Origin of the sequence: Amycolatopsis sp. NPDC059235 (assembly GCF_042754125.1) — a bacterium.
In the GTDB taxonomy this organism is placed as follows: domain Bacteria; phylum Actinomycetota; class Actinomycetes; order Mycobacteriales; family Pseudonocardiaceae; genus Amycolatopsis; species Amycolatopsis albidoflava.
In genome coordinates, this window is record NZ_JBHZAG010000067.1 from 14,720 (window position 1) to 35,962 (window position 21,243).

Annotated in this window: 20 protein-coding genes; 13 read left to right on the forward strand and 7 right to left on the reverse strand. The window is 69.0% G+C overall.

The annotated features are described in order from the left end of the window. Positions 1 to 112 precede the first annotated feature (112 nt). On the reverse strand, positions 113 to 511 hold the full coding sequence (locus ACFXI3_RS33495) for a DUF1508 domain-containing protein (protein WP_344285132.1): 399 nt from the start codon (positions 509 to 511) through the stop codon (positions 113 to 115). 463 nt (positions 512 to 974) lie between these two features. On the opposite strand from ACFXI3_RS33495, the gene ACFXI3_RS33500 reads away from it, so the two are divergent. Continuing rightward, on the forward strand, positions 975 to 1,886 hold the full coding sequence (locus ACFXI3_RS33500) for a LysR family transcriptional regulator (protein WP_344285135.1): 912 nt from the start codon (positions 975 to 977) through the stop codon (positions 1,884 to 1,886). Here ACFXI3_RS33500 and ACFXI3_RS33505 read toward each other — a convergent pair. Next, entirely contained in the window at positions 1,859 to 2,389 is a 531-nt protein-coding gene (locus ACFXI3_RS33505; protein ID WP_378405001.1) for a flavin reductase family protein, read from the reverse strand. The genes ACFXI3_RS33500 and ACFXI3_RS33505 overlap by 28 nt on opposite strands. A gap of 130 nt (positions 2,390 to 2,519) precedes the next feature. Between ACFXI3_RS33505 and ACFXI3_RS33510 the strand changes: the two genes are divergently transcribed. The 6 genes from ACFXI3_RS33510 to ACFXI3_RS33535 all read left to right on the forward strand — a co-directional run bounded on the left by ACFXI3_RS33510 (position 2,520) and on the right by ACFXI3_RS33535 (position 9,269). Beyond that, the gene (locus ACFXI3_RS33510; RefSeq protein ID WP_378405003.1) at positions 2,520 to 3,380 is read left to right on the forward strand and encodes an alpha/beta fold hydrolase; all 861 of its coding nucleotides are present in this window, start codon (positions 2,520 to 2,522) and stop codon (positions 3,378 to 3,380) included. After that, the gene (locus ACFXI3_RS33515) at positions 3,377 to 5,023 is read left to right on the forward strand and encodes an FAD-binding protein (RefSeq protein ID WP_378405005.1); all 1,647 of its coding nucleotides are present in this window, start codon (positions 3,377 to 3,379) and stop codon (positions 5,021 to 5,023) included. The genes ACFXI3_RS33510 and ACFXI3_RS33515 overlap by 4 nt, the downstream gene beginning before the upstream one ends. Then, complete coding sequence (locus ACFXI3_RS33520; protein ID WP_378405007.1) at positions 5,020 to 6,021, forward strand: 2Fe-2S iron-sulfur cluster-binding protein; 1,002 nt, start codon at positions 5,020 to 5,022, stop codon at positions 6,019 to 6,021. Before ACFXI3_RS33515 ends, ACFXI3_RS33520 begins: the two co-directional genes overlap by 4 nt. A gap of 62 nt (positions 6,022 to 6,083) precedes the next feature. Beyond that, on the forward strand, positions 6,084 to 6,803 hold the full coding sequence (locus ACFXI3_RS33525) for an SDR family NAD(P)-dependent oxidoreductase (protein ID WP_378405009.1): 720 nt from the start codon (positions 6,084 to 6,086) through the stop codon (positions 6,801 to 6,803). A gap of 136 nt (positions 6,804 to 6,939) precedes the next feature. After that, a complete protein-coding gene (locus ACFXI3_RS33530; RefSeq protein ID WP_378405011.1) occupies positions 6,940 to 8,424 on the forward strand; it encodes an MFS transporter in 1,485 nt (494 codons plus the stop codon). 20 nt (positions 8,425 to 8,444) lie between these two features. Further along, complete coding sequence (locus ACFXI3_RS33535) at positions 8,445 to 9,269, forward strand: alpha/beta fold hydrolase (RefSeq protein WP_378405012.1); 825 nt, start codon at positions 8,445 to 8,447, stop codon at positions 9,267 to 9,269. Between the two features lie 53 nt (positions 9,270 to 9,322). Here the strand turns inward: ACFXI3_RS33535 and ACFXI3_RS33540 are convergent, their stop codons facing one another. From ACFXI3_RS33540 to ACFXI3_RS33550, 3 genes are all read right to left on the reverse strand, one after another. Then, the gene (locus ACFXI3_RS33540) at positions 9,323 to 10,114 is read right to left on the reverse strand and encodes an SDR family NAD(P)-dependent oxidoreductase (RefSeq protein ID WP_378405014.1); all 792 of its coding nucleotides are present in this window, start codon (positions 10,112 to 10,114) and stop codon (positions 9,323 to 9,325) included. Positions 10,115 to 10,361: 247 nt separating this feature from the next. Further along, a complete protein-coding gene (locus tag ACFXI3_RS33545) occupies positions 10,362 to 11,510 on the reverse strand; it encodes a Rieske 2Fe-2S domain-containing protein (protein ID WP_378405016.1) in 1,149 nt (382 codons plus the stop codon). A 105-nt stretch (positions 11,511 to 11,615) separates the two neighbouring features. Next, positions 11,616 to 12,440: an IclR family transcriptional regulator gene (locus tag ACFXI3_RS33550; RefSeq protein WP_378405018.1), complete on the reverse strand. Its 825-nt coding sequence runs from the start codon at positions 12,438 to 12,440 to the stop codon at positions 11,616 to 11,618. A 159-nt stretch (positions 12,441 to 12,599) separates the two neighbouring features. Here ACFXI3_RS33550 and ACFXI3_RS33555 point away from each other — a divergent pair, with 159 nt between their 5' ends. From ACFXI3_RS33555 to ACFXI3_RS33575, 5 genes are all read left to right on the forward strand, one after another. After that, positions 12,600 to 13,448, forward strand: a complete 849-nt coding sequence (locus ACFXI3_RS33555; RefSeq protein ID WP_378405020.1) for an LLM class F420-dependent oxidoreductase — start codon at positions 12,600 to 12,602, stop codon at positions 13,446 to 13,448. A 1-nt stretch (position 13,449) separates the two neighbouring features. Continuing rightward, positions 13,450 to 13,935 (forward strand): nuclear transport factor 2 family protein, encoded by a 486-nt coding sequence (locus tag ACFXI3_RS33560; RefSeq protein ID WP_378405022.1) that lies wholly within the window; start codon positions 13,450 to 13,452, stop codon positions 13,933 to 13,935. Between the two features lie 90 nt (positions 13,936 to 14,025). Then, positions 14,026 to 15,636 carry a class I adenylate-forming enzyme family protein gene (locus tag ACFXI3_RS33565; protein ID WP_378405024.1) on the forward strand — a complete coding sequence of 537 codons (1,611 nt, stop codon included), beginning with the start codon at positions 14,026 to 14,028 and terminating at the stop codon, positions 15,634 to 15,636. Positions 15,637 to 15,736: 100 nt separating this feature from the next. After that, positions 15,737 to 16,921 (forward strand): acyl-CoA dehydrogenase family protein, encoded by a 1,185-nt coding sequence (locus ACFXI3_RS33570; RefSeq protein ID WP_378405026.1) that lies wholly within the window; start codon positions 15,737 to 15,739, stop codon positions 16,919 to 16,921. A 28-nt stretch (positions 16,922 to 16,949) separates the two neighbouring features. Beyond that, a complete protein-coding gene (locus ACFXI3_RS33575) occupies positions 16,950 to 17,873 on the forward strand; it encodes a VOC family protein (RefSeq protein ID WP_344285179.1) in 924 nt (307 codons plus the stop codon). Positions 17,874 to 18,138: 265 nt separating this feature from the next. Here ACFXI3_RS33575 and ACFXI3_RS33580 read toward each other — a convergent pair whose 3' ends face one another. Both ACFXI3_RS33580 and ACFXI3_RS33585 read right to left on the reverse strand, forming a co-directional pair. Then, positions 18,139 to 18,810, reverse strand: coding sequence for a class I SAM-dependent DNA methyltransferase (locus ACFXI3_RS33580; protein WP_378405071.1), 672 nt, complete (start codon positions 18,808 to 18,810; stop codon positions 18,139 to 18,141). A 94-nt stretch (positions 18,811 to 18,904) separates the two neighbouring features. Further along, complete coding sequence (locus ACFXI3_RS33585) at positions 18,905 to 20,404, reverse strand: FAD-binding protein (protein ID WP_378405029.1); 1,500 nt, start codon at positions 20,402 to 20,404, stop codon at positions 18,905 to 18,907. A gap of 142 nt (positions 20,405 to 20,546) precedes the next feature. Here ACFXI3_RS33585 and ACFXI3_RS33590 point away from each other — a divergent pair, with 142 nt between their 5' ends. Continuing rightward, entirely contained in the window at positions 20,547 to 21,149 is a 603-nt protein-coding gene (locus ACFXI3_RS33590) for a TetR family transcriptional regulator (RefSeq protein ID WP_344285188.1), read from the forward strand. Positions 21,150 to 21,243: the final 94 nt, after the last annotated feature.

Below are 21,243 nucleotides of genomic sequence, written 5' to 3' on the forward strand. Positions count from 1 at the left end.
CTCGACCACGGGATTCCGTGGTCGAGACCAAACCTCGCGGGGTTCGGCAAACAGTGCCCGGTTGGTCGCGTTCCCACCCGACGGCGCGGGAGTTAATGCCCGACGAACGCGTTCAGCCCGGCAGCCGGTACTTCGTGCGCCAGTCGGTGATCCGGCCCTCCGCCGCGAATTCCGCCGCTTCGCCGATCGCGGCGACGAACCGTTCGTATCCGTGCTGTGCTTCGATCCGGCGGCCGTAGGCGTGGCTCGCCGAGGCGATCGTGCCGTTGCCCGCGCGCAGCAGCCATCGCCAGTCGATTCCGTGGTCGTGGGTCAGTTCCATGCGCGTGCGCGGGATGTTCGCGCACAGCCATTGGATGGCCGCGACGCATTCTTCCCCGTTGCGGTAGTCGACGGTGCCCAGCCCCAGCGACGCGTTGTTCGTGCCGAGGAGCCGCCATCTCGTCGCATTTCCCGGGCCGCCGATCAGCTGGAACCGGGGAGTCCGACGTGGACTTCGAGCGCTTTTCATGTGTCGCAACCTCAGTCCGGCTCGGACGGCCGTCCGGTGACAAGCCGTCGCAGTCAGAATGGACATCGCGGGCGCGCCGCCGGAAAGTTACCGTCAGCGGTTAAGCGGCGACGGCCACCCGGTGAACAGCGGGTGTGTGCGGGCATTCCACAGTAGACCGTCGGCCGACGGTCACGCTCGAGATTCTTTTCGCCACTCCTGGCAATGACATCGCCCCTTCCCGCGCCGGCGTTTCGCGCCCGGAGCGGTTCGCGGCGAGTTCGACTGTTCGCCGCAACCGCGATTCGGGCGTTCGGCGGCACCTGCGGCTGGGTAATTGGGGCACGCTCGGTGTCCTTCGGGGCGCGAAAATCCCGGCCCGCTCGGGTCGAGCCGGGATTGTGCGCCGTGGCCAAGGGGAGGGAACCGCGGTGGCGTCTACTGTGGACGTCCGGGGCGGCGCGTTTCGGATATGGTTGGCGGAATGGCTGATCTGACGCTCACCGGACTCCGGGTCGTGGTGGAGGTGGCCCGCACCGGGTCGTTCAGTGCTGCCGCGCACCGGCTCGGCTACACGCAATCGGCGGTGTCACGGCAGATCGCGGCGAGCGAACGCGCCACTGGAACCGCATTGTTCGAACGGCACGCCCGCGGAATTCGTCCTACGACAGCGGGAGAAGTGCTGATCCGGCACGCCGGGCGGGTTTTGGACAGCGTGAGCGCGGCCGGAAAAGAACTGGCCGGGCTGCGCGACCGGCTCGCCGGGCGGATCTCGGTGGGCGGATTTCCCGCCGCGTCGGCGGTTTTGCTGCCGCGCGCGGTTTCCCGGCTGCTGCGCGCGCATCCGGGCGTGGAGGTGCAGCTCGCCGAGTCCTCGACCCCGGCGCAGCTGCAGTCGCTGCGGCGCGGACGGCTCGAGGTCGCGGTGCTCGTGACCGGCGACGGCGTGCCGGAATACGACTTCGACAGCTTGCGCCGCACCGAATTGCGCAGCGGAATCGGGTACGGGGTGGCGGTCGCGGAAGCGCATCCGTTCGCCGGGCGCAGCTGGGTCGAACCGGACGAATTGGCCGAGCAGCAGTGGATCGTCGGCGCGGGCAGCTCGCCGGAATTCGGGACGTGGCCGGGAATCGCCGGGCCGATGATCGCGTTCGCGGTGCGCGCGTGGCCGACGCGGTTAGGCCTGGTCGCGGCGGGGCTGGGAATATCGCTGGTACCCGGATTCGCGGCGGATTCGCTGCCCGCCGACGTCCGGTGGATCCCGGTGCGCGACGAGTGCGGCGGGCTGCGGCGCTGCCTGTGGGCGGTGACGGGAGAGCAGCCGGGGCCGGCGGCGGTGGCGATGGTGCGTGCGCTGGAAGAAGAGGTTCAGCGGTCGCTCCAGCCCCAGAGATAGCCTGGCACCTCGTCCGGACGGCCTTCGACGCCGAAATCGCCGCGGTAGAAAATCATCGGCCGCTCGTCGGTGCCCGGGTCGAGTGCGAGCACTCGGCCGAGGACGACGTCGTGGTCGCCCGCGCGGTGCACGGTCTCGATGTCGGCGTGCACGCGCAGCAGAACACCAGGCAATTCCGGCGTGCCCCACCGGGAAAGCTCCCAATTCAGCCCTTCGAAGCGAAGGCCTCGACGGGATCCGAAGCGACCGCAGAGGTCGGCTTGCGGTTCGGACAGCACGTTCACGCAAAACCGCCCGGCGGCTCGGATTCGCGGCCACGCCCGGCCGTCGCGGTCGGCGCAGAACAGCACCAGCGGCGGTTCCAGCGATACCGACGTGAAGGACTGGCAGGTGAATCCCACCGCCTCGCCGTCGTCGACGCCGGTCACCACGGTGACTCCGCTGGCGAACCGGCTCAGCGCGCGGCGCATTTCCAGCGGGGTCGGTGCTTCGGTGGCTTGCATGGGTTCGACGGTAAGAGCTGCCGGTGCCCCCGGAGACGAACTCTCTCGGTGACCGGGACTGGAGACCCGCGCGCGTGCGGCGGCTGGCTAGCTTCGGCGGCATCCCGCACCCACGAGCAAGAGGTCAGCCATGCCGGAACTGAGCCACGACGCGACGCTGCGCGAACTCCGCACCGACCGGGGCGTGCTGCGCTACCACGAAGCAGGCGACGGCCCGCCGGTCGTGCTGCTGCACGGATCCGGGCCCGGCGTCACCGGATGGCAGAACTTCCGGGCGAATCTGCCGTCGTTCGCCGCGCATTTCCGGTGCCTGATCCTGGAATTCCCCGGATTCGGCGTCAGCGACCCGGTCGCGGAACCGCCGATGCCCGCCGCCGAACGCGCGGTGCTCGACCTGCTCGACGGGCTCGGCATCGCCGCCGCCGACCTCGTCGGCAACTCGATGGGCGGGTTCGTCGCCACCCGTACCGCGATCGCGCATCCGGAGCGGGTCCGTCGGCTGGTGACCGTCGGCGGGATGGGCACGAACATCTTCAGCCCGGCTCCGGGCGAGGGGATCAACCTGCTGACCGAATTCGTCGAGGACCCGACGCGCGAACGGCTCGTGCAGTGGCTGAATTCGATGGTTTTCGATCGCGGCCTGATCACCGACGAACTGATCGAGGAGCGGTGGCGGCTCGCGACTGCCGCGGATTCCTTGGCCAGTGCCAGGAAAATGTACGGCAAGGGCGTGCTGCGGGCGCAGGCGGCCGCGGCCTTCGACGTCACCCCGCTGTGGGCTGAATTGCGCAAGATCCGCGCCCGCACCCTGATCACCTGGGGCCGGGACGACCGGGTCAGCCCGCTCGACATGGCGTTGATCCCGATGCGCACGATTCCGCACGCGGAACTGCACATTCTTCCGAATTGCGGCCATTGGACGATGATCGAGCAGAAAGACGCGTGGGAAAGCGCCGTTCTCGCGTTCCTGCTCCGGAAGGACGGCGAATGACGGCCTGGGACGCGGAGTACGACTTCGTCGTAGTGGGATCGGGCGGGGGCGGGATGACCGCCGCACTGACCGCCGCGGCGGCCGGGCTGGACGTGCTGGTCGTCGAGAAGGGCTCGATGTACGGCGGCTCCACCGGGATTTCCGGCGGCGGCATCTGGATCCCGAACAATCCGGCGCTGCGGGCGGCCGGGCACGACGACAGCCGGGCGTCGATCCGCCGTTACCTCGACCTGCTCACCGAAGGCCGCGTGGATTCGAAACGGCTCGACGCGTATGTCGACCATGGCCCGGCGGCGATGGAGCTGCTGGAGCGCAGCAAATGGCTGCGGTTCTTCTGGGTGAAGGGTTACGCCGACTACCACCCGGAGCTCGACGGCGGCCGCCCGCTGGGCCGGTCTGTCGAGGCGAAGCCGTTCGACACCCGGCACCTCGGCGAGGACGAGCGGCACCAGCGGCCGAACACGATGAAGGGCCCGCTCGGCTTGTGGGTCACCGCGAAGGATTACCACGATCTGGCGATGGTCAAGCGCACCTGGCGCGGCCGGTGGGCTTCGGTGATCGCGGCGTGGCGGGTGTCGTCCAACGTGGTGCGGCGCCGGCACATGGCCACCGGCGGCCGTGCGCTGGTCGCGCGGTTGCGGATGGCGTTGAAGGACGCCGGGGTCCCGCTGTGGCTGCGGTCGCCGATGACTGAGCTGGTGGTCGAGGACGGCCGGGTGACCGGGATCGTCGCCGAGCACGACGGCGGGCAAAAGCGGATCCGCGCCCGCCGTGGCGTGCTGCTGGCGACCGGCGGCTTCGAGCACAGTGTTGACCTGCGGAAACGCTATTTGCCGGAAGCCGCCTGGGATGACTACAGCGGTGGCGCGCGGGAGAACGTCGGCGACGGCATCGAGGCCGGGCTGGGCGTCGGCGCGGCGACGGATCTGATGGACGATGCGTGGTGGATGCCGTCGGTGCGACACCCGTCCGGCGCGGTCGTGCCGCTGGTGTCCGAACGGTCGATCCCGCGTTCGGTCATCGTGTCGGCCGAGGGCACGCGGTTCACCAACGAGTCCGCGCCGTATGTCACCTTCGTGCACGCGCAACTCGAAGGCGGACACGTGCCCGCTTGGTTCGTGATGGACGCCAAGGCTCGCGCGCGGTATCCGTTCGCGCAGATCCTGCCGGGTGCGCCGATTCCGGAGCCGTATTACGCGGCGGGAATCGCGCACCGGGCCGAGACGTTGGCTGGTCTTGCCGAGAAGATCGGTGTTCCGGCTGACACCTTGGCGGAAACCGTGCAGCGGTTCAACGGTTTTGCCCGCGCCGGAGTGGACGGCGATTTCGGTCGCGGCGAGTCCGCCTACGACCGGTACTACGGCGACCCCACACTGCCGAATCCGTGTCTCGATGCGATCGAGAAGGGACCGTATTACGCGTTCCGGATCGAGGTCGGCGATCTCGGCACCAAGGGCGGCCTGGTGTGCGACGAGAACAGTCGCGTCCTGCGCGACGACGGCTCCGCGATCGACGGGCTGTACGCCACCGGCAACACGACCGCCGCGGTGATGGGCAACGAATACGCTGGTCCGGGCGCGACGATCGGGCCGTCGATCGTCTTCGGCTATCTCGCGGCGCAGCACGCCGCGCGCTCGGCATGAGCGCGATGCGCGTGCGAGTGACCGAGGTGGTCCGCGAGACCGCCGACGCGCATTCGCTGGTACTGGAACCGGTCGACGGCAGTTTCGACTATCTGCCCGGACAATTCCTCACTGTCCGTATTCCGTCCACTGAGGACAGTGTCGCGCGCTGCTATTCGCTGTGCAGTTCCCCGCACTGCGAGGAGCCGCCGAGAATCACGGTGAAGCGCACAGCAGGCGGGTACGGATCGAATTGGTTGGTGGACAACGCGGTCGAGGGGACTGTGCTGGACGTGCTGCGGCCGTCCGGCACCTTCACTCCACGGTCGCTCGACGCTGACGTGCTGCTGCTCGCCGCGGGCAGCGGGATCACACCGGTGATGTCGATCCTGAAGTCCTGTCTGCGGGCCGGTTCCGGCCGGGTGACGTTGGTCTACGCGAACCGTGACGAGCAGTCGGTGATTTTCCGGGACGAGCTGTTGCGGCTGGCGAAGGAACAACCGGACCGGCTGACCGTGCTGCACTGGCTGGAATCGGTGCAGGGGTTGCCGACCGAGGCCGGGCTTCGGGCATTGACCACGCCGTATCGTGAGCGAGCTGCGTTCCTCTGTGGACCTGGCCCGTTCATGGATCTGGCTTCGATGGTCCTTAATGGACTTGATGTGGAAAGCGTTACCGTGGAACGGTTCACCTCGCTCACCGGCGACCCGTTCGCCTCGGTGGCGGTGGACGAGTCCGGTCCGGCGAGCACGGTGGAAGTCGAACTCGACGGCGAGACCCGGACGTTGCGCTGGCCACGAGAGAACGCGTTGCTCGACGTCCTCCTGGCGGCAGGGTTGGACGCCCCGTTCTCGTGCCGGGAAGGTGCCTGCAGCGCCTGCGCCTGTGTGCTGGTGAGCGGCGAAGTGGACCTGGCACGCAACGAAGTCCTCGACCCGCAGGACCTCGCGGACGGGTTGATTCTCGCTTGTCAGGCCAGGCCGCGGACGGACGAGGTCAAGGTGACGTACGAGGCTTGATCGAGTCCGGTGAGCGGGATCGCCGCCGAGCCGGGCGCGGCGCCGGTGGCAGCCTGCGACAGGTGCACCGATTCGAGAACGCGAAAGTCCTGCTCACCGGTGGTGGCTCGGGGATCGGCCGAGCCACCGCACTCCGGCTCGCGGCCGAAGGCGCCACGGTCTTCTCCGTCGACGTCGACCATTCCGGGCTGTCGGAAACCGAACGGATCCGCCTGCGTCAGGCCGATGTTTCCGACGAGACCGAGATTTCGGCCGCGGTCCGTGCCGCGGCGGCCGAACTCGACGGTCTCGACGTGGTCGTCAATGTCGCCGGAATCCACCGCACCACCCCGATCGCGGAGCTGACGGTCGCGGACCTCCGACGGCTCTACGACGTGAACCTGATCGGCACCGCGCTGTGCTGCCGGGAAGCGTTGCCGCACCTGCCCGACGGTGGTGCCATCGTGAACGTGTCCTCCAGTTCCGCTACGCACGGGAATCCTTACATGACGGCGTATTCCGCCAGTAAAGCCGCCGTGCTCGGGTTCTCGCTGAGCCTGGCGGCGGAGGTGATCGGCCGCGGCGTCCGGGTGGTCGTCGTGTCGCCCGGCACCGTCGCGACACCGCTGGTCGGCGAGGACGTCCTGGTCGGTCTCGACACCTCTTACTACCGCCGGATCCGCTCGCCGATGGGCGTGGCGGAACCGGACCAGATCGCCGCGACGATCGCCTTCGCCGCGTCCGCCGACGCCGGATACCTGACCGGCGCGGAAATCCGCGTGGACGGCGGTTCGCACATCTGAGAAGACTCCCGGTGAGCGGGATCGCGCCGAGGCCGCCGGGAGGCCGTGATTACGCTCGCGTCGATTCCGGCCTCATCAGCGCGGGACCTCGTATTCCGGCGGGGATTCCCCTGATCACTTCTGGAAAGGGACCGGCATGGCACTCGACCTGAATCCGGCGAACGGACCTGTTTCCCGCGGGCGGATCATCGCGGTCTGCGCGTTGATCATTCTGCTCTCCGAAATAGCCACGTTCGAAATCCTCATGGTGTATCCGGCGCTGCCCGGGATGGCCGCGCATTTCCGGACCCTCGACGTGGCGCAGGCGGCCTCGGTGGTCACGCTCGCCGGCGCGGTCGTGCTCCCGCTCGCGGGCAAGGCGGCCGACCGCTACGGCAAGAAGCGGATCATCCTGGTGATGGGCGCGATCTTCCTGCTCGGCAGCGTCGTGTGCGCGACCACCGACGTGTTCGCGCTGCTCCTGATCGGCCGCCTGCTGCAGGGCAGCCTGGTCGGCATCGTGAACATTTCCTACGCACTCGTCCGCGACGTCATCCCGCGGTCCTACGTGCCGGTCGCGCTCGGCTCGGTGGTCACCGGAATCGGCATGGGCGCGGTCGCCGGCCCGTTTCTCGCCGGATGGCTGATCGACAATTTCGGCTTCCGCAGCGTGTTCTGGTTCATGGTCGTTTACGTCGGCGTCCTGCTCCCGCTGCACGCGTGGCTGGTGCCGGAAAGCAAGGTGCGGGTCAAATCGTCGTTCGACATTCTCGGCGCCATTCTGCTCGGGGCGAGCCTGGGCGTTCTGCTCGTCGCGGTCGGCAAGGGCGGCAAGTGGGGCTGGGGTTCGACGACCACGGTCGGCGCGTTCGGCATCGGAGTGCTGCTGCTGGCCGCGTTCGTGCTGCGCGAACTGAAAGCCAAGGAACCGCTGATCGACCTGCGGGTGCTGGTCGGCCGCAAATTCCTGCCGACGGTGGTCGCGGTCGGGCTGGTGTCGTACATGATGAACGCCCACGGCATCCTCAGCCCGACCATGTTCGAGACGCCGCACATCCCCGGAAACACTTATGGCGTCGGACTTTCCGCGTTGCAACTGGCACTGTGGACGTTCCCGCTCGGCGTGGTGGGCATGGTCGTCGGCCCGCTCGGCGGCTACCTGTCGAAGCGGATCGGCGCGCGCCAGGTGCTGCTCGCCTCCAGCCTGTGCTTCCTGGTGGTGATGTTCCTCGGCTCGCGGATGTTCACCGTGCAGTGGCAGGTCGCGATCACCAGCTTCGTCGCCGGGTTCGCGGTCGGCTTCCTGCATTCCTCCAACGCGAACCTCCTGCAGGACGCGCTGCCCGAGCGGCTCGGCGGCGCGGGCAACTGCATCGCCGGCGTGATCGCGATGCTGGCGTCGTCGGCCGCGGTGACGGTGACCGGCGCGATCATGGCCGAGCACGTCCGGATGACCCTGCCCCAATCGCACGCGGTGATCTACGGCGACGCCGCGTTCACCCAGTCCTACCTGTGGGCGGGCGTCGTCGGCGTCGTCGGCGTGGCGATCATCCTGCTGATGAAGCACGGCCGCAAACCCGCGCAGGGCGGGATGGTCGAGGAGAACGACACGAGCGCTCGGGTGACGGTCGCGCAGGCCTGAAAGCGGTCATACTGCGTCGCGTGGATCACGCGGTGCGGACTGACGACGGTCTCCGGCTTTGGGCGGCGCGGACGGGCGACGGCGAACCAGTCGTCTTCTGCCACGGTGGCCCGGGGTTGTGGGACATGATGGCGGACGTCGCGGCTTCCTTCTCGGGAGCCGCGACGGTCTGTCGTTGGGACCAGCGCGGATGCGGCCGGTCGCAGCGGCAGGGACCGTACTCAGTCGAGAAGACAGTGGCCGATCTCGACGCGGTTCGAACCCATTTCGGCTGGGACCGCGTCGCACTGCTCGGCCATTCTTGGGGCGCGCAGCTGGCGTTGCGCTACACGCTGGCGCATCCGGACCGCGTGACGAAGCTGGTCTACGTCTCCGGCACCGGAATCGACGCCGACTCGACCTGGCACGCGGCCTACCAGCGAAACCTCCGGGACGCACTCGGCGAGCACCTGGCGCGCTGGGAGTCGCTGCGGGATCGGGAGCGTACCGCGGAGGAAGACCGGGAGTACTGCGTGCTGCAGTGGTCGGCCGATTTCGCCGACCGGGAGCGCGCGCTGGAGCACGCCGAAGCCATGGCTGACCCGTGGTTCGGCGTGAATTTCGAGTGCAACGCTGCGCTGAATCGCGAGCGTTCGCCAGACCTGAGTGGACAGTGCGAAACGCTGAAGGTGCCGACGCTGATCGTGGACGGAACAGCGGACATCCGCCCGCGCTCGGCAGCGGACTCGCTGGAGCGGGCTTTGCCGGTGGTCTCGCGCGTGCAGCTGCCAGCAGGTCATCTGCCGTGGGTGGAGGATCCGACCGGCTTCCACACCGCGGTGAGCGAGTTCTTGGCAGGTACGTGAAGGGCTCCTTGAAGGAATCAGATTCCCTCAAGGAGCCCTTCACGGAACGCTAGCTATCGCGTCGGGAGCAGCTTTCGCGTCGCCTCGTGGGCGGCCAGTGCCAGTTCGGCGCGCGGGAACCCGCTTCGTTTCTCCGCCGCGGCGAGGTTCCCGCTGGCCACCCACACCGGCCCGTCCGCGAGATGCGCCAGCCCTTCGCGCGCGACGTCGTCCGGCTCGGCCACATTCAGTCCCGGCAGGTCGAACGCCAGCCCGGCCCGTTCCATCGCCGGAGTCCGGGTGACGCCCAGCACCAGCTCCAGCACGTCCACGCCGCGCTCGCGCATCTCCAGCCACAGCCCCTCGGCGAACACCCGGCTGAACGCCTTAACCGCGGAATACACGCTGATCTCCGCCTGCCCGAGATACCCGGCCAGCGAGCCCACCAGCATGATCCCGCCGCGCCCGCGCGATGCCATCAACGCGCCGAAGTGATGGGTCAACGCGAGCTGCGCGGTGATGTTCAGGTCAATCACTCCGCGCACGCGGGACAGATCCCCAGTGACGAACTCGTGTCCGTAGCTGTTCGCGCCCGCGTTGAAGATCAGCAGCCCGACCTCGAGCCCGTCAGTCACTTCCCGGATCGCCGAGAGCGCCTCCGGATCGAGCAGATCCACCTGCGCGGTAAGCACTTCCACGCCGCGTGCCCGCACCGCCGCCGCGGTTTCCGCCAACGGTTCAGGCTTGCGCGCGATCAGCACCAGATTGATCCCGGCCTCGGCGAGCTGATGCGCGAACGACGCGCCAACGCCTTCCGAACCACCCGCGATCACGGCCCACGGCCCGTACTTTTCGGCCATGCTCATTCTCCAGCCACCGGAATTCCCCCGTCCGCGACCGCCCGGTCAATCGAATCCCGCAGCGCACCACACCCGCGGAACAAGTCCTCCGCACAAGCCGACCGTTCGGCACACCGTGCGGAAGCGTTGGCATCCCACTGAATGCTCGTTTGATGCCAACTGCTCTTGCGCACCTTCAGCCAAGCCTCGCACGTTCCGCATTGGACCGGGCGCATCGGCTCGTCCAGCAGCCGGTTGTCGGCGCGGATCGCCATCAGACGTGCTCGCTGGTCCGGCGGCTGAGGTTCTCCTCGACCTCCGCGCGCCACGCGGCATTCGGCTTCGCGGTGTCCAATTCGAACTCGAACCGCTCGGTCATCTCCGGCGTGACGTCCGCGACGTCCACATAGAACTGTTCGTACCAGCGTCGCAGCTGATAAACCGGACCGTCTTCCTCGCACAGCAGCGGGTTCTCGATCCGGGTCTTGTTCTTCCAGATCTGCACGTCCTGTTCGAAGCCGATCCGGATGAAGTCGCCCATCTTGCGCGCGGTCGCCTCGGCCTCAGGCCCGGAGAGCTTGTCCGTGCGCTTGACGATGATCCCGTACTGCAGCTTGAAAGAGTTGGCGCTGACCGGGTAGTGGCAGTTGATGAGCACGGCGTCGATGTCCATGCCCTCGTAGTGATAGGTCAGCTCGTCGATCATGAAAGACGGCCCGTAGTAAGCGGCGACGGAGGTGTTGCCCAGTGCCTTCGGCTGACCGTCCTTGGCGGGCGGGCGCACGTCCTCCCGCGAAGACCCGCGCTGCAGTTGCGTGGCGACGTGTCCCTCGAAGATGTTCTTGAAGTACGTGGGAAAAGCGAAGTGCACGTAGAAGAAGTGCGCCATGTCCACAACATTGTCGACGACCTCGCGGCAGTTTGTGTCGACGTGCGTTTCGTACCAGGTCCAGTCGGTCCAGTCGTCGCGCGTGGCACCCTCGATGCGCGGGATGACAACCTCGGGCGGCGGTGGATTGCCCTCCGGGTCGTTCCAGACGAACAACATCTTGTCCTGCACCAGCGTCGTCCACGCCGCGGTGCGCGCCCGCAGCGGAACCCGGCGGCTGTAAGGAATCTGCTTGCACCGGCCGTCGCCGCCCCAGCGCCAGTCGTGGAACGGGCAGGCGACCTCGTTGCCCTTGACCGTGCCCTGCGACAGATCGCCGCCCATGTGGCGGCAGTATGCGTCGAGCACGTTGAGCTTGCCGTCCTCGCCGGCGAACACTACGAGCTTCTGCCCGAACGCGGTGATCGGATGCGGCTTGCCGTCGGCGAAGCTCTCGGCGAGCCCGAGACAGTGCCACCCGCGGGCGAACCGCGTGGGCGCCGCGCCGGCCTCGATCACGCGGACCTCGTCCGGTGCCGGCTCCACTGTGGTCATCGTCGGATCTCCTTCCAGTGCCCCGATTCTGCGAGGCTGAACGTAGAACGGCGGGCGGTGCGCAAGCTGGTGCTGTCTCGGTGACTGAGAGTCCTTTGTGGACGATCAGTTCCAAGCGGGCTCGGCCGTGCGCAGCCGGACCATCGGGTACAGCTCCTGAGTGACCTGCCGTGCGGCGACCACGACCAGCGGCGCGACGCGCTCCAGCGCGGTCTGCGCGTCGCCGACCAGGGAGATCGCGGCTTCCGGCCCTTCCGGGCCGCGGATGGCGGCGGCGACACAGGAGATATCGGAGAAGCACTCGCCGCGTTCAAAAGCGAGACCGTTGCGGTCGCGGATCCGGCCGAGTTCGCGGTGCAGCGTCACCATGTCGCAGATCGTCCGGCTGGTCTGGCGGCCGAGCACGGGCATGACCCGGTCCTCGACCTGTTCGGCGGGCAGCCACGCGAGCATCGCCTTGCCGAGCGCGGTGCACTGCGCGGGCGCGCGGCCGCCGACGCGCGACGGGACGACCGCGGCGAACCGGCCGCCGACCTTGTCGAGATACCGGACGTCCGCGCCGTCGAGGATCGCCAGGTGCGCGACCATCCCGGTGCGCAACTGCAGTTCGTGCAGCACGGCCGCGGTCGCCTCGCGCAGTTCGAGGTGGTTGCCGCCGGTGCCGCCGAGGTTCAGCGCCCGCGCGCCGAGCGCGTACCCGAACGACGAATGCGACAGCCACTGCAGCCGCACGAGCTGGTCGAGGATGCGGTGCGCGGTCGAACGGGGGAGGTGGGTCGTGCGCGCGACCTGCTCGAGGGTGAGCCGGGTGCTCGGCGCGTCGAAGGCGTCGAGGATCAGCGTCATCCGCTCGACCATCGACGGCGGCAAGGCGCGGTTCTGTGCGACATCCGTGCCGAGGGAGTCCGTTTCGATCGCGACAACCGTCATGCTGTGCTCCTCGCGGACGAATTGAAATCATTTCTAGTTTTGAAGGTAACACGGCGGCCTCCCGGAGCGTCAACACGCGGCGGGTCACGACTGCGGCACGGCTCCCGATCAGCGGGAGAACCCGCTCGCGCCGGCCCGGCGGCCGGTAGGCATGGCGGCATGGACATCGGCCTCGTGAGCCCCGTGGTGACCCGGCTGCCGGGGGACCCGAACGCCTGGGAGGACACCGCGGGCATCGAAGACCTGGCGCGGATCGCGGAGACCGCGGACCGGCTCGGATTCCATCACCTGACCTGCAGCGAGCACGTCGCGGTGCCGGTCGCGGTCGCGGAGCAGCGCGGCTCGACGTACTGGGATCCGCTCGCGACCTTCGGTTTCCTCGCCGCTCGCACCAGCCGGATCCGGTTGGTCACGCAGGTGCTCGTGCTGGGGTATCACCACCCGCTGGAGATCGCGAAGCGCTACGGAACGCTCGACACGGTCAGCGGCGGACGGCTCGTGCTCGGCCTGGGCGTCGGGTCGCTGCGGGAGGAGTTCGACCTGCTGGGCGCACCGTTCGAGCACCGCGGCGAGCGGGCCGACGACGCGCTGCGGGCGCTGCGGGCGGCGTTGTCGCAGCGGCTGCCGGAATATCACGGACGGCACTACGACTTCGCCGGGATGATCGTCGAGCCGCATGCGGTGCAGGCGAAAGTCCCGCTGTGGATCGGCGGCCGAACCAAGCGCTCGCTCCGGCGGGCGGTGGAACTGGCCGACGGCTGGGTCCCGTTCGGGTTGTCGCTGGAGGAGCTGCGCCGGATGCTCGACACCGTTGAGCTGCCGGACGGCTTCCAGGTCGTGCTGTCGCCCGGAAGGCCGCTGGACCCGGGCGCGGCCTCCTGCCGGGATCGGCTGGCCCGGGTGCTCGAAGCCGGGGCGACGACGGTCAGCGCGCGGATCGCCGCCAAATCGGCCGACCATTACCGCGAGCAGCTCGAAGCGCTCGCCGAGCTAGGAAGCGAGGTCTGAAGTGGACCGGATCGCCCAGTTGGAGGCGCGGCTCGCGCGGCTGGAGGACGAACGCGAGATCAGCAGGCTGATCGCCGCGTACGGCCCGCTGGCGGACGCCGGCGCGGCCGAGGACGTCGCCGCGCTGTGGACCGAGGACGGCGTGTACGACGTCGACGAGATCTACCTCGAAGGCCGCGAGCAACTGGCCCGGATGGTCCGGTCGAGCGCCCATCAAGGCTGGATTTCCGGTGGTTGCGCGCATTTCGTCGGCCCGCCGCACGTGACCGTCGACGGCGACACGGCGATCGCCGTCTGTCACTCGCTGATGGTGGTGCATCAGGAGGACCGCTTTGTCGTCCGGCGCGCCACGGCGAACCATTGGGCGCTCGCCCGCACCGAGGAGGGCTGGAAGGTCACCCGGCGCACCAACCGGGTTCTCGACGGCCGGGCCGAGTCGCCCGGGCTGCTGCGCCAAGGCGCGTACGGCGAGCCAGCGTTCCTGTGAGCCGGTCCCGGTCACTGGAATCGGCGCGGCGCTTACGGCGGTGAGCAGGCACAATCACGCCGCACCGGTGCGCGAGGAGGGAGACCCTTGATGAGCCTCTCCGCTGATCCTCGGCAGACGCTGACCGCGCCCGGCGGGCCTTGTGAGCTGCGCACGGAGACTGTGCTGGGCGTGCCGATGACGGTGTTCACGCATCGCGCACGGTCGCTGGGGGAGGTGCTGGCCGGCTCGGCGCGGCACGGCGAACACGAGTATCTGGTGACAGCCGACCGCCGGATCACCTTCGCCGACCATGTCCGGCAGGTGGCGTCGGTGGCTTGTGCGCTCCGCGACGAGTACGGGATCGGCAAGGGCGACCGGGTCGCGATCGCGGCGGCGAACAGTCCGGAGTGGGTGGTCGCGTTCTGGGCGACGGTGTCGCTGGGCGCGATCGCGGTCGGCTACAACGCGTGGTGGTCGCGGCCGGAACTGGAGTACGCGCTCGGCCACACGCGACCGTCTCTGGTGGTCGCCGACGCGAAGCGGGCCGCGTTGCTGGACGGCGTTCCGGTGCTGACCGTCGAGGAGGACATTCCCCGGCTAGCGCGCCGCTCGGATGCGCTGCTGCCTTCCTGTGCGGTGGCCGAGGACGATCCGGCGGTCATCCTCTACACCAGCGGCACCACCGGACGGCCGAAAGGCGCGGTGCACACGCACCGGAACCTGACGTCGGTGGTCGAGTTTCACCGTCTGAACAGCGAAGTCGCCCGCGTGCTCGGCGACCCGACGGATCCGTCTGCGCGGCGGTACCTGCTCGGCGTGCCGTTGTTCCACATCGCCGGACTGCACAACCTGGTCGTGCCTCGGCTGGCCGACGGCAGCGCGGTGGTGTTGCACCAGGGCGGTTTCGACGCGGAGCGAGTGTTGCGGCTGGTCGAGGCCGAGCGGGTGACGAACTGGGGCGTCGTGCCGACCATGGCGCACCGTCTGCTGGAACACGGCAATCTTGACCGGTACGACCTTTCCTCGCTGACCGCTTTTACGCTCGGTGCTGCGCCTTCTTCTCCGGCTTTCCAGCAACGGTTACGCGCGGAGCTTCCGGTGGCGGAACACGGATTGGTGGACAGCTACGGCCTGACGGAATCGTCCACAGCGATTTCCGTTGCCACATCGGCTGATCTCGCCGCCTCGCCGGGCACTGTCGGACATCCGATCGCGACAGTGGAGCTCGAGATCCGGGACGCTTTCGGCGAGTTAGTGCCCGACGGCAGCGCAGGGGAGATCTGCGTGCGCAGCCCGTTCACGATGCTCGGTTATTGGGAAGATCCCGAAGCCACGGCCGCCGCCATCGACGACGAGCGATGGCTGCACACGGGGGACATCGGGGTTCTTTCCGACGGCAGGCTGCGACTCACCGCGCGCCGGTCGGATTTGATCTTGCACGGCGGGGAGAACGTTTATCCGGCCGAGGTCGAGAACGTGCTGGCCGAACACCCGGCGGTGCGGGAATGCATCGTGTTGGGCGTGCCGCACGTCGACCTGGGCCAGGAAGTGGCCGCGGTGGTGGTTGTGTCGGCGTCGGTCGGCGAGGAGGAGCTGCGGGCGTTCGCGGCGGAGCGGCTGGCGTATTTCAAGGTCCCGTCGCGGTGGCGGATCGGGACGGAACCGTTGCCGCGCAACGTGACCGGCAAGGTGGTGCGAAGCCGGGTGCCGCGGCCCTGATCCCGTTGACCGGGAGCGAGTCCGCGCGCTCGGGTGCTCCGCTGGGAGGCTCGGGGCAGCCGGGGCCGCATCGCAATCGGACCGGAGAAAGGGAAGCGCCATGACCCATCCCGCTCTTGCCGCGATCGAACACCGCGCGGACGAGATCGCCGCGCTCGGACCGGAAAACGAGCGGCTCGGCCGGCTCGCCGACGAAGCGGCCAAAGTACTCCGGGAAACCGGCGCGATCAAAATGCTCCAGCCCGCCGATTACGGCGGCGCGGAAGCCCATCCGCGCGAATTCGCGGAAACGGTGATGCGGCTGGCGTCGCTCGACGGATCGACCGGCTGGGTGGCCGGGATCGTCGGCGTGCACCCGTGGGAAATGGCGCTCTGCGACCGTCGTGTGCAGGAAGAGATCTGGGGCGCTGACGACGACACCTGGATCGCTTCGCCGTACGCGCCGATGGGTGTGCTGAAGCCGGTCGACGGCGGGTATGTCTTCAATGGACGGTGGCAGTTCTCGTCCGGAACCGACCACTGCGACTGGATTTTCCTCGGCGGCTTCCTCGGCGACGCGGACGGCAATGTCGTGCAGCCGCCCCGGAATTACCACGTGATCCTGCCTCGTGCGGACTACGAAATCGTGGAGGACACCTGGGACGTCGTCGGCCTGCGCGGCACCGGCAGCAAGGACATCGTCGTCAAGGACGCGTTCATTCCGGAATACCGAGCGGTCCCGTTCAGCCGGATGACCGACGGCAGCGCGCTGCGCGAATCCGGCCGCACCAACCCGACGTACGGCGTCCCGTTCACGACGATTTTCCCGCTCGGCATCACCTCTGCGGTGATCGGCATCGCCGAGGGTGCGCTGGCCGCGCATCTGGCCTATCAACGCACGCGCGTGCAAATCACTGGCACGCGGGTGAAAGACGACCCGTATGTGCTGTTCGCGATCAGCGCCGCCGCCGAGGAGATCAAAGCGTCGCGAATCGCCATGCTGGACAACGTTTCCCGCTTCTACGACAAGGCGGCTGCCGGGGAGGCGGTAACGCTCGCCGACCGAGCCGCGTCGCGCCGCACCCAGGTCGCTGCGGCGTGGCGGGCGGTGCGCGCGATGGACGAGGTGGTCGCCCGCAGCGGCGGCAACGGGCTGCGGATGGACAACCCGATCCAGCGCTTCTGGCGCGACGGCCACATGGGCCTCGCGCACGCGATCCACGTGCCGGGCTCGGTGTTCCACGCGTCCGCGCTGACCGACCTCGACGTCGAGCCGCCACCCGGCCCGATGCTCTCGATGATCTGAACTCTCTTATCCCGCAAGGAGTTTCGCTATGACCGACATCCGAGGGCTCGGATACCTCCGGGTCCAGAGCCGGGACCTGCCGCGCTGGCGGGAGCTGACCGTGGAGGCGCTCGGCTTCGCCGAAACGTCCGGCCCGGTTCCCGACGGCCTGTACCTGCGGATGGACGAACGCGAGGCGCGGCTGATCGTGCTGCCCGGTGACGACGACCGGGTGCTGGCGGTCGGCTGGGAGGTGCGCGACCAGTTCGCGCTGGCCGCGGTCGGGCGTGCGGTTGAAGCGTCCGGAACCGCGGTGAAAGTGTTGTCTGAGCAGCAATGCCGGGAACGCCGCGTCGATTCGGCGATCACCTTCGACGATCCGTCCGGCACCCCGGTCGAGGTCTTCTTCGGCCCGGTCCTCGACCACGACCCGGTGCGGACGAAGTGGACGCAGCAGTTCGTGACCGGCGCGCAGGGCATGGGCCACGTCGTGCTGCCGACGACGAACTTCGCCGAGGTCGAGACGTTCTACACCGAGGTGCTGGGCTTCCTCCCGCGCGGCGCGGTCTCGATGAGCGGCGCGGCCCCGGACCAGAAACCGCGCCGGGTGCGGTTCATGGGCGTCAACGAGCGCCACCACAGCCTGGCGATCTGCCCGGCCCCGCACGGCGAACCGCCGGGCCTGGTGCACCTGATGGTCGAGGTCGATTCCCTGGACGCCGTCGGCCGCGCCCTGGACGAGGTCGGCAAGCGCGGGTTCTCGGTGTCGTCGACCCTGGGCCGGCACACGAACGACAAGATGGTGTCGTTCTACGTCCGCGCGCCTGGCGGCTGGGACCTGGAGTACGGGACCGAGGGAATGCTGGTGGACGAGCGGTTCTACACCGCGGAGGAGATCACCCGGGACAGCTATTGGGGGCACGACTGGTCCGGGTCGGAGCAGTTGGCCGCGTTCACCCCGCCGAAGGGGTAGCTCGTGAGTGGCTATGCCGGTTCTAACCGGCATAGCCACGCACGACCCCGGGCCGCGGTACCCCTGAACCGCCCCGAGAGCTGTGCGGCTGCCCTACTCGACCGTTCTGCGAGTACGTGAGGGGAACCCTGAGGGACTCTGATTCCCTCAGGGTTCCCCTCACGTACGACAACACCCCGGCCAGAGCCGAGCCCGTCGACCCGGGCCGACGGATCCGTAGCGGTGCCTTAGGTCCCTGGCGCGGGTTGCCGACCGGAGTGGAAGCTCACGCGGCTTTTTCCCAGATCGAGATGTGCTGCTCGCTCTCGTGCGCGAACGGCTTCCCGTCCCAGCTTTCCCACCGCGACCGCAGCCGCAGCCCGGCCAGCCGCGCCATCAGGTCCAGCTCGGCGGGCCACACATACCGGAACGGAATCGCCCGGAACTCGCCGCGGCCGTCGGCCACCCGGGCGTGGTACGAACTCATCGACTGCGTCGAGACGTCGTAAAGATCGAATCCCCAATGCGTCGCGCTCAGATCGAACGGAACGACGGTCTGCCCGGGCGGCAGCTTCCGCAGGTCCGGCACCCCGACCTCGATCACGAAGCACCCGCCTGGCTCGAGATGCGCCGCGGCGTTGCGGAAACAGGCCACCTGCGCGTCCTGCGAGGTCAGGTTGCCGATGGTGTTGTACACCAGGTATGCCACCGAGAAGGTTCCGTCGGCCCGGGTCGACGCGAAATCGCCGATCGCCACTTCGATCGCGTCACCGCCCGGTTTGGCGCGCAATCGCGCAGCCATCGCCGACGACAGGTCAATCCCCGAGACCGGCACACCCCGCGCGGCGAGCGGCAACGCGATCCGTCCGGTCCCGATGCCGAATTCCAGCGCGCGACCGTCCCCGGCGAGCCCGGCCAGGACGTCGACTGCCGGGTTCACCGCCTCCGGCAAGAACATTTCGGCCGACGATTCGTCGTACCTGGCAGCGACACTTTCCCCGAAGTAGTCCTCCACCCCGGCGACGGTAACCGGCACCGGGGCGGAGCGCAGGTCATTTTCCGGCCCGTGCCACCAGATCGTCGACCGCCCGGGCGGCAAAAGCCATCGCCGTGCCCAACGGAATTCCCGGGCCCGGGTAGTAACCCCCGGTCATCGACGCCGCCGAATTGCCGACCGCGTAAAGACCTTCCACCGCCGAACCGTCCTCACTCAGCACCCGCGCGTCCGGATCGGTCACCAACCCGCCCTTCGTGCCCAGATCCGACAACACCAACCGAGCGGCGCAGAACGGCGGCCGATCGACGGGCACCAGCACCGGATTCGCGAAATGCCGCGCGTATTCATCCTCGCCGCGGCCGAAATCCGCGTCATGCCCGGCTTCGGCGAACGAGTTGAACCGGGCGACTGTCTCCGGCAGCTCCGGCGCGTCGATCAGTTTCGCCAGTTCCGCGAGCGTGTCCGCCTCGACCCACGTGCCAGCTGCGAGGTGGTCGTCCGGCCGACCGCCCGGCAACGCGATGGCGGGCAACCGTCCGCCCTCGCGGCTGTCGAACACGATGTGCGACGGGACCCGCCGTGCCGGGTCCGCTGCCATCTCACGGCCCATCTGGTCATAGGGCAGCGACTCGTTCGCATACCGCCGCCCGTCGCGGTCCACGACGATCCCGCCGCGGAAGCCGAGCGTGAACGACGCGCCGCCGTCCGGCATCGCGATTCCCGGGCACCACCAGCCCTCGTCCATCAGATCGACGGCCGCGCCGAGTGCGATCGCCGCCTCCAGCACCTGGCCGCGGTTCGTTTCCGCGGGGGCCATCGACCAGGCTGCCGATCCCGGCACTCCGGACTGTTCCCGCAGGTCCGCGTTCCGCTCGAACCCGCCAGCGCCGATAAGCACGCCGCGAGTCGCCCCGATCCGCCGCGAGCCGACGCCGACTCCGACCACCCGGCCGTCCTCGACCACCAGCTCGTCGACCGGCGTCCCGGTGAACACAGCGCCGTTGCCGGTCGCGTCGAAGGCCAGCAGCAGCCGTCCGATCAGCGCGCGGCCGCCGTCCAACGGCGCGTCCCGGTGCCCGCGCCCGGCGCGGTCGCGGTCCACCGGCGGACGCACCAGCTCCGCGCGTTCGCCCAGCTCGGACAGCGGCAGGTCGACCGGCACGAACGAGCGTCCGCCGGGGACCCGGCCCGGACGGTCGAAGTAGTCCGGGAACGCCCGCCATTCGAACTCGAGCGCCGGGTCCGTCTCCAGCGTGGCGACCAGCTCCGGCGCCTTCGCCAGGAACGCCTCGTGCCGCCCGGTCCGGTCCTCGCCGAGCAACGCGCGCAGGTACTCGCGCGCGGCGGCGGTGGAATCCGCGACGCCGAACCGCTCCTGGACCTGCGTGCCCGGCAGCCAGCAGGCCGCGCCGGAGTACGCCGACGTCCCGCCGAGCCGGCCGGCGCCCTCGACCACCGCGGTGCGCAGTCCCGCCCGGGCGGCGAGGTACGCGCCGGTCAGCGCGCCCGCGCCGGACCCGACTACTACCACGTCGAACTGGTCGTCGAAAGCCATGAGTCCTCCAAGTCGTCGCGACCCGGCGAGCCAACCGCATCGCCGGCGCGCCGGGGCGCGGTCATCCCACTCACCGGTAGCGGAGGCGCCCGGTGGGAGGATCGTGCGCGAGAATGGCCTGATCACGAGCGGAGGAGCCGAGGTGCCGAGAGTCGCCGAAAACCGGGCGCCGGCCACGCCGAGTTCGCCCGCGCAGCAGGAACGCTACCGGCGGATCCTGCGAGCGGCCGCGGACCACGGCGCCGAGCACGGCCTCGACCGGATCCAGATGCTCGACGTCGCCCGCGACGCCGGCGTCGCCATCGCCACGCTCTACCGGTACTTCCCGTCGAAGACGATCCTGTTCACCGCGCTGCTGCACAGCCAGGTCGAGCAGCTGGACCGCAACAGCGTCCCGGTCGTACCCGGTCAGGAACCGGCCGAGGCAGTCGCGCGCGTGCTGGTCGACGCCGCCCGCCGCCTGCTGGAACGCCCGCGGCTCGCCCAGGCGATGCTGCAGTCGAACAACGCGACGGTCTCGGGGGAGTCGCCGAACATGGCCGCGACGGTCGAGTTCGCCGACCTGATCCTGCGCGTCGCGGGGGTGGCGGAGGCCAACGAGCACGACCGCCGCTTGGTCCGGTTGATCGAACAGACGTGGTACGGCGTGCTGACCTCGCAGCTGAACGGGCACATCACGGCGGAGGAAGCAGAGGCGGACACGGTGCTGGCGTGCCGGTTGCTGCTGGCCGAACTGGGCCGCTGACCGGCTTCTCCCGGTGACCGGGATGAGCCCGCCGCGCGGAGCGGAGTCCCCGTAGCGTCGCGGCCGTTCCCGGAACCCCACCGCAGGAGGCCGT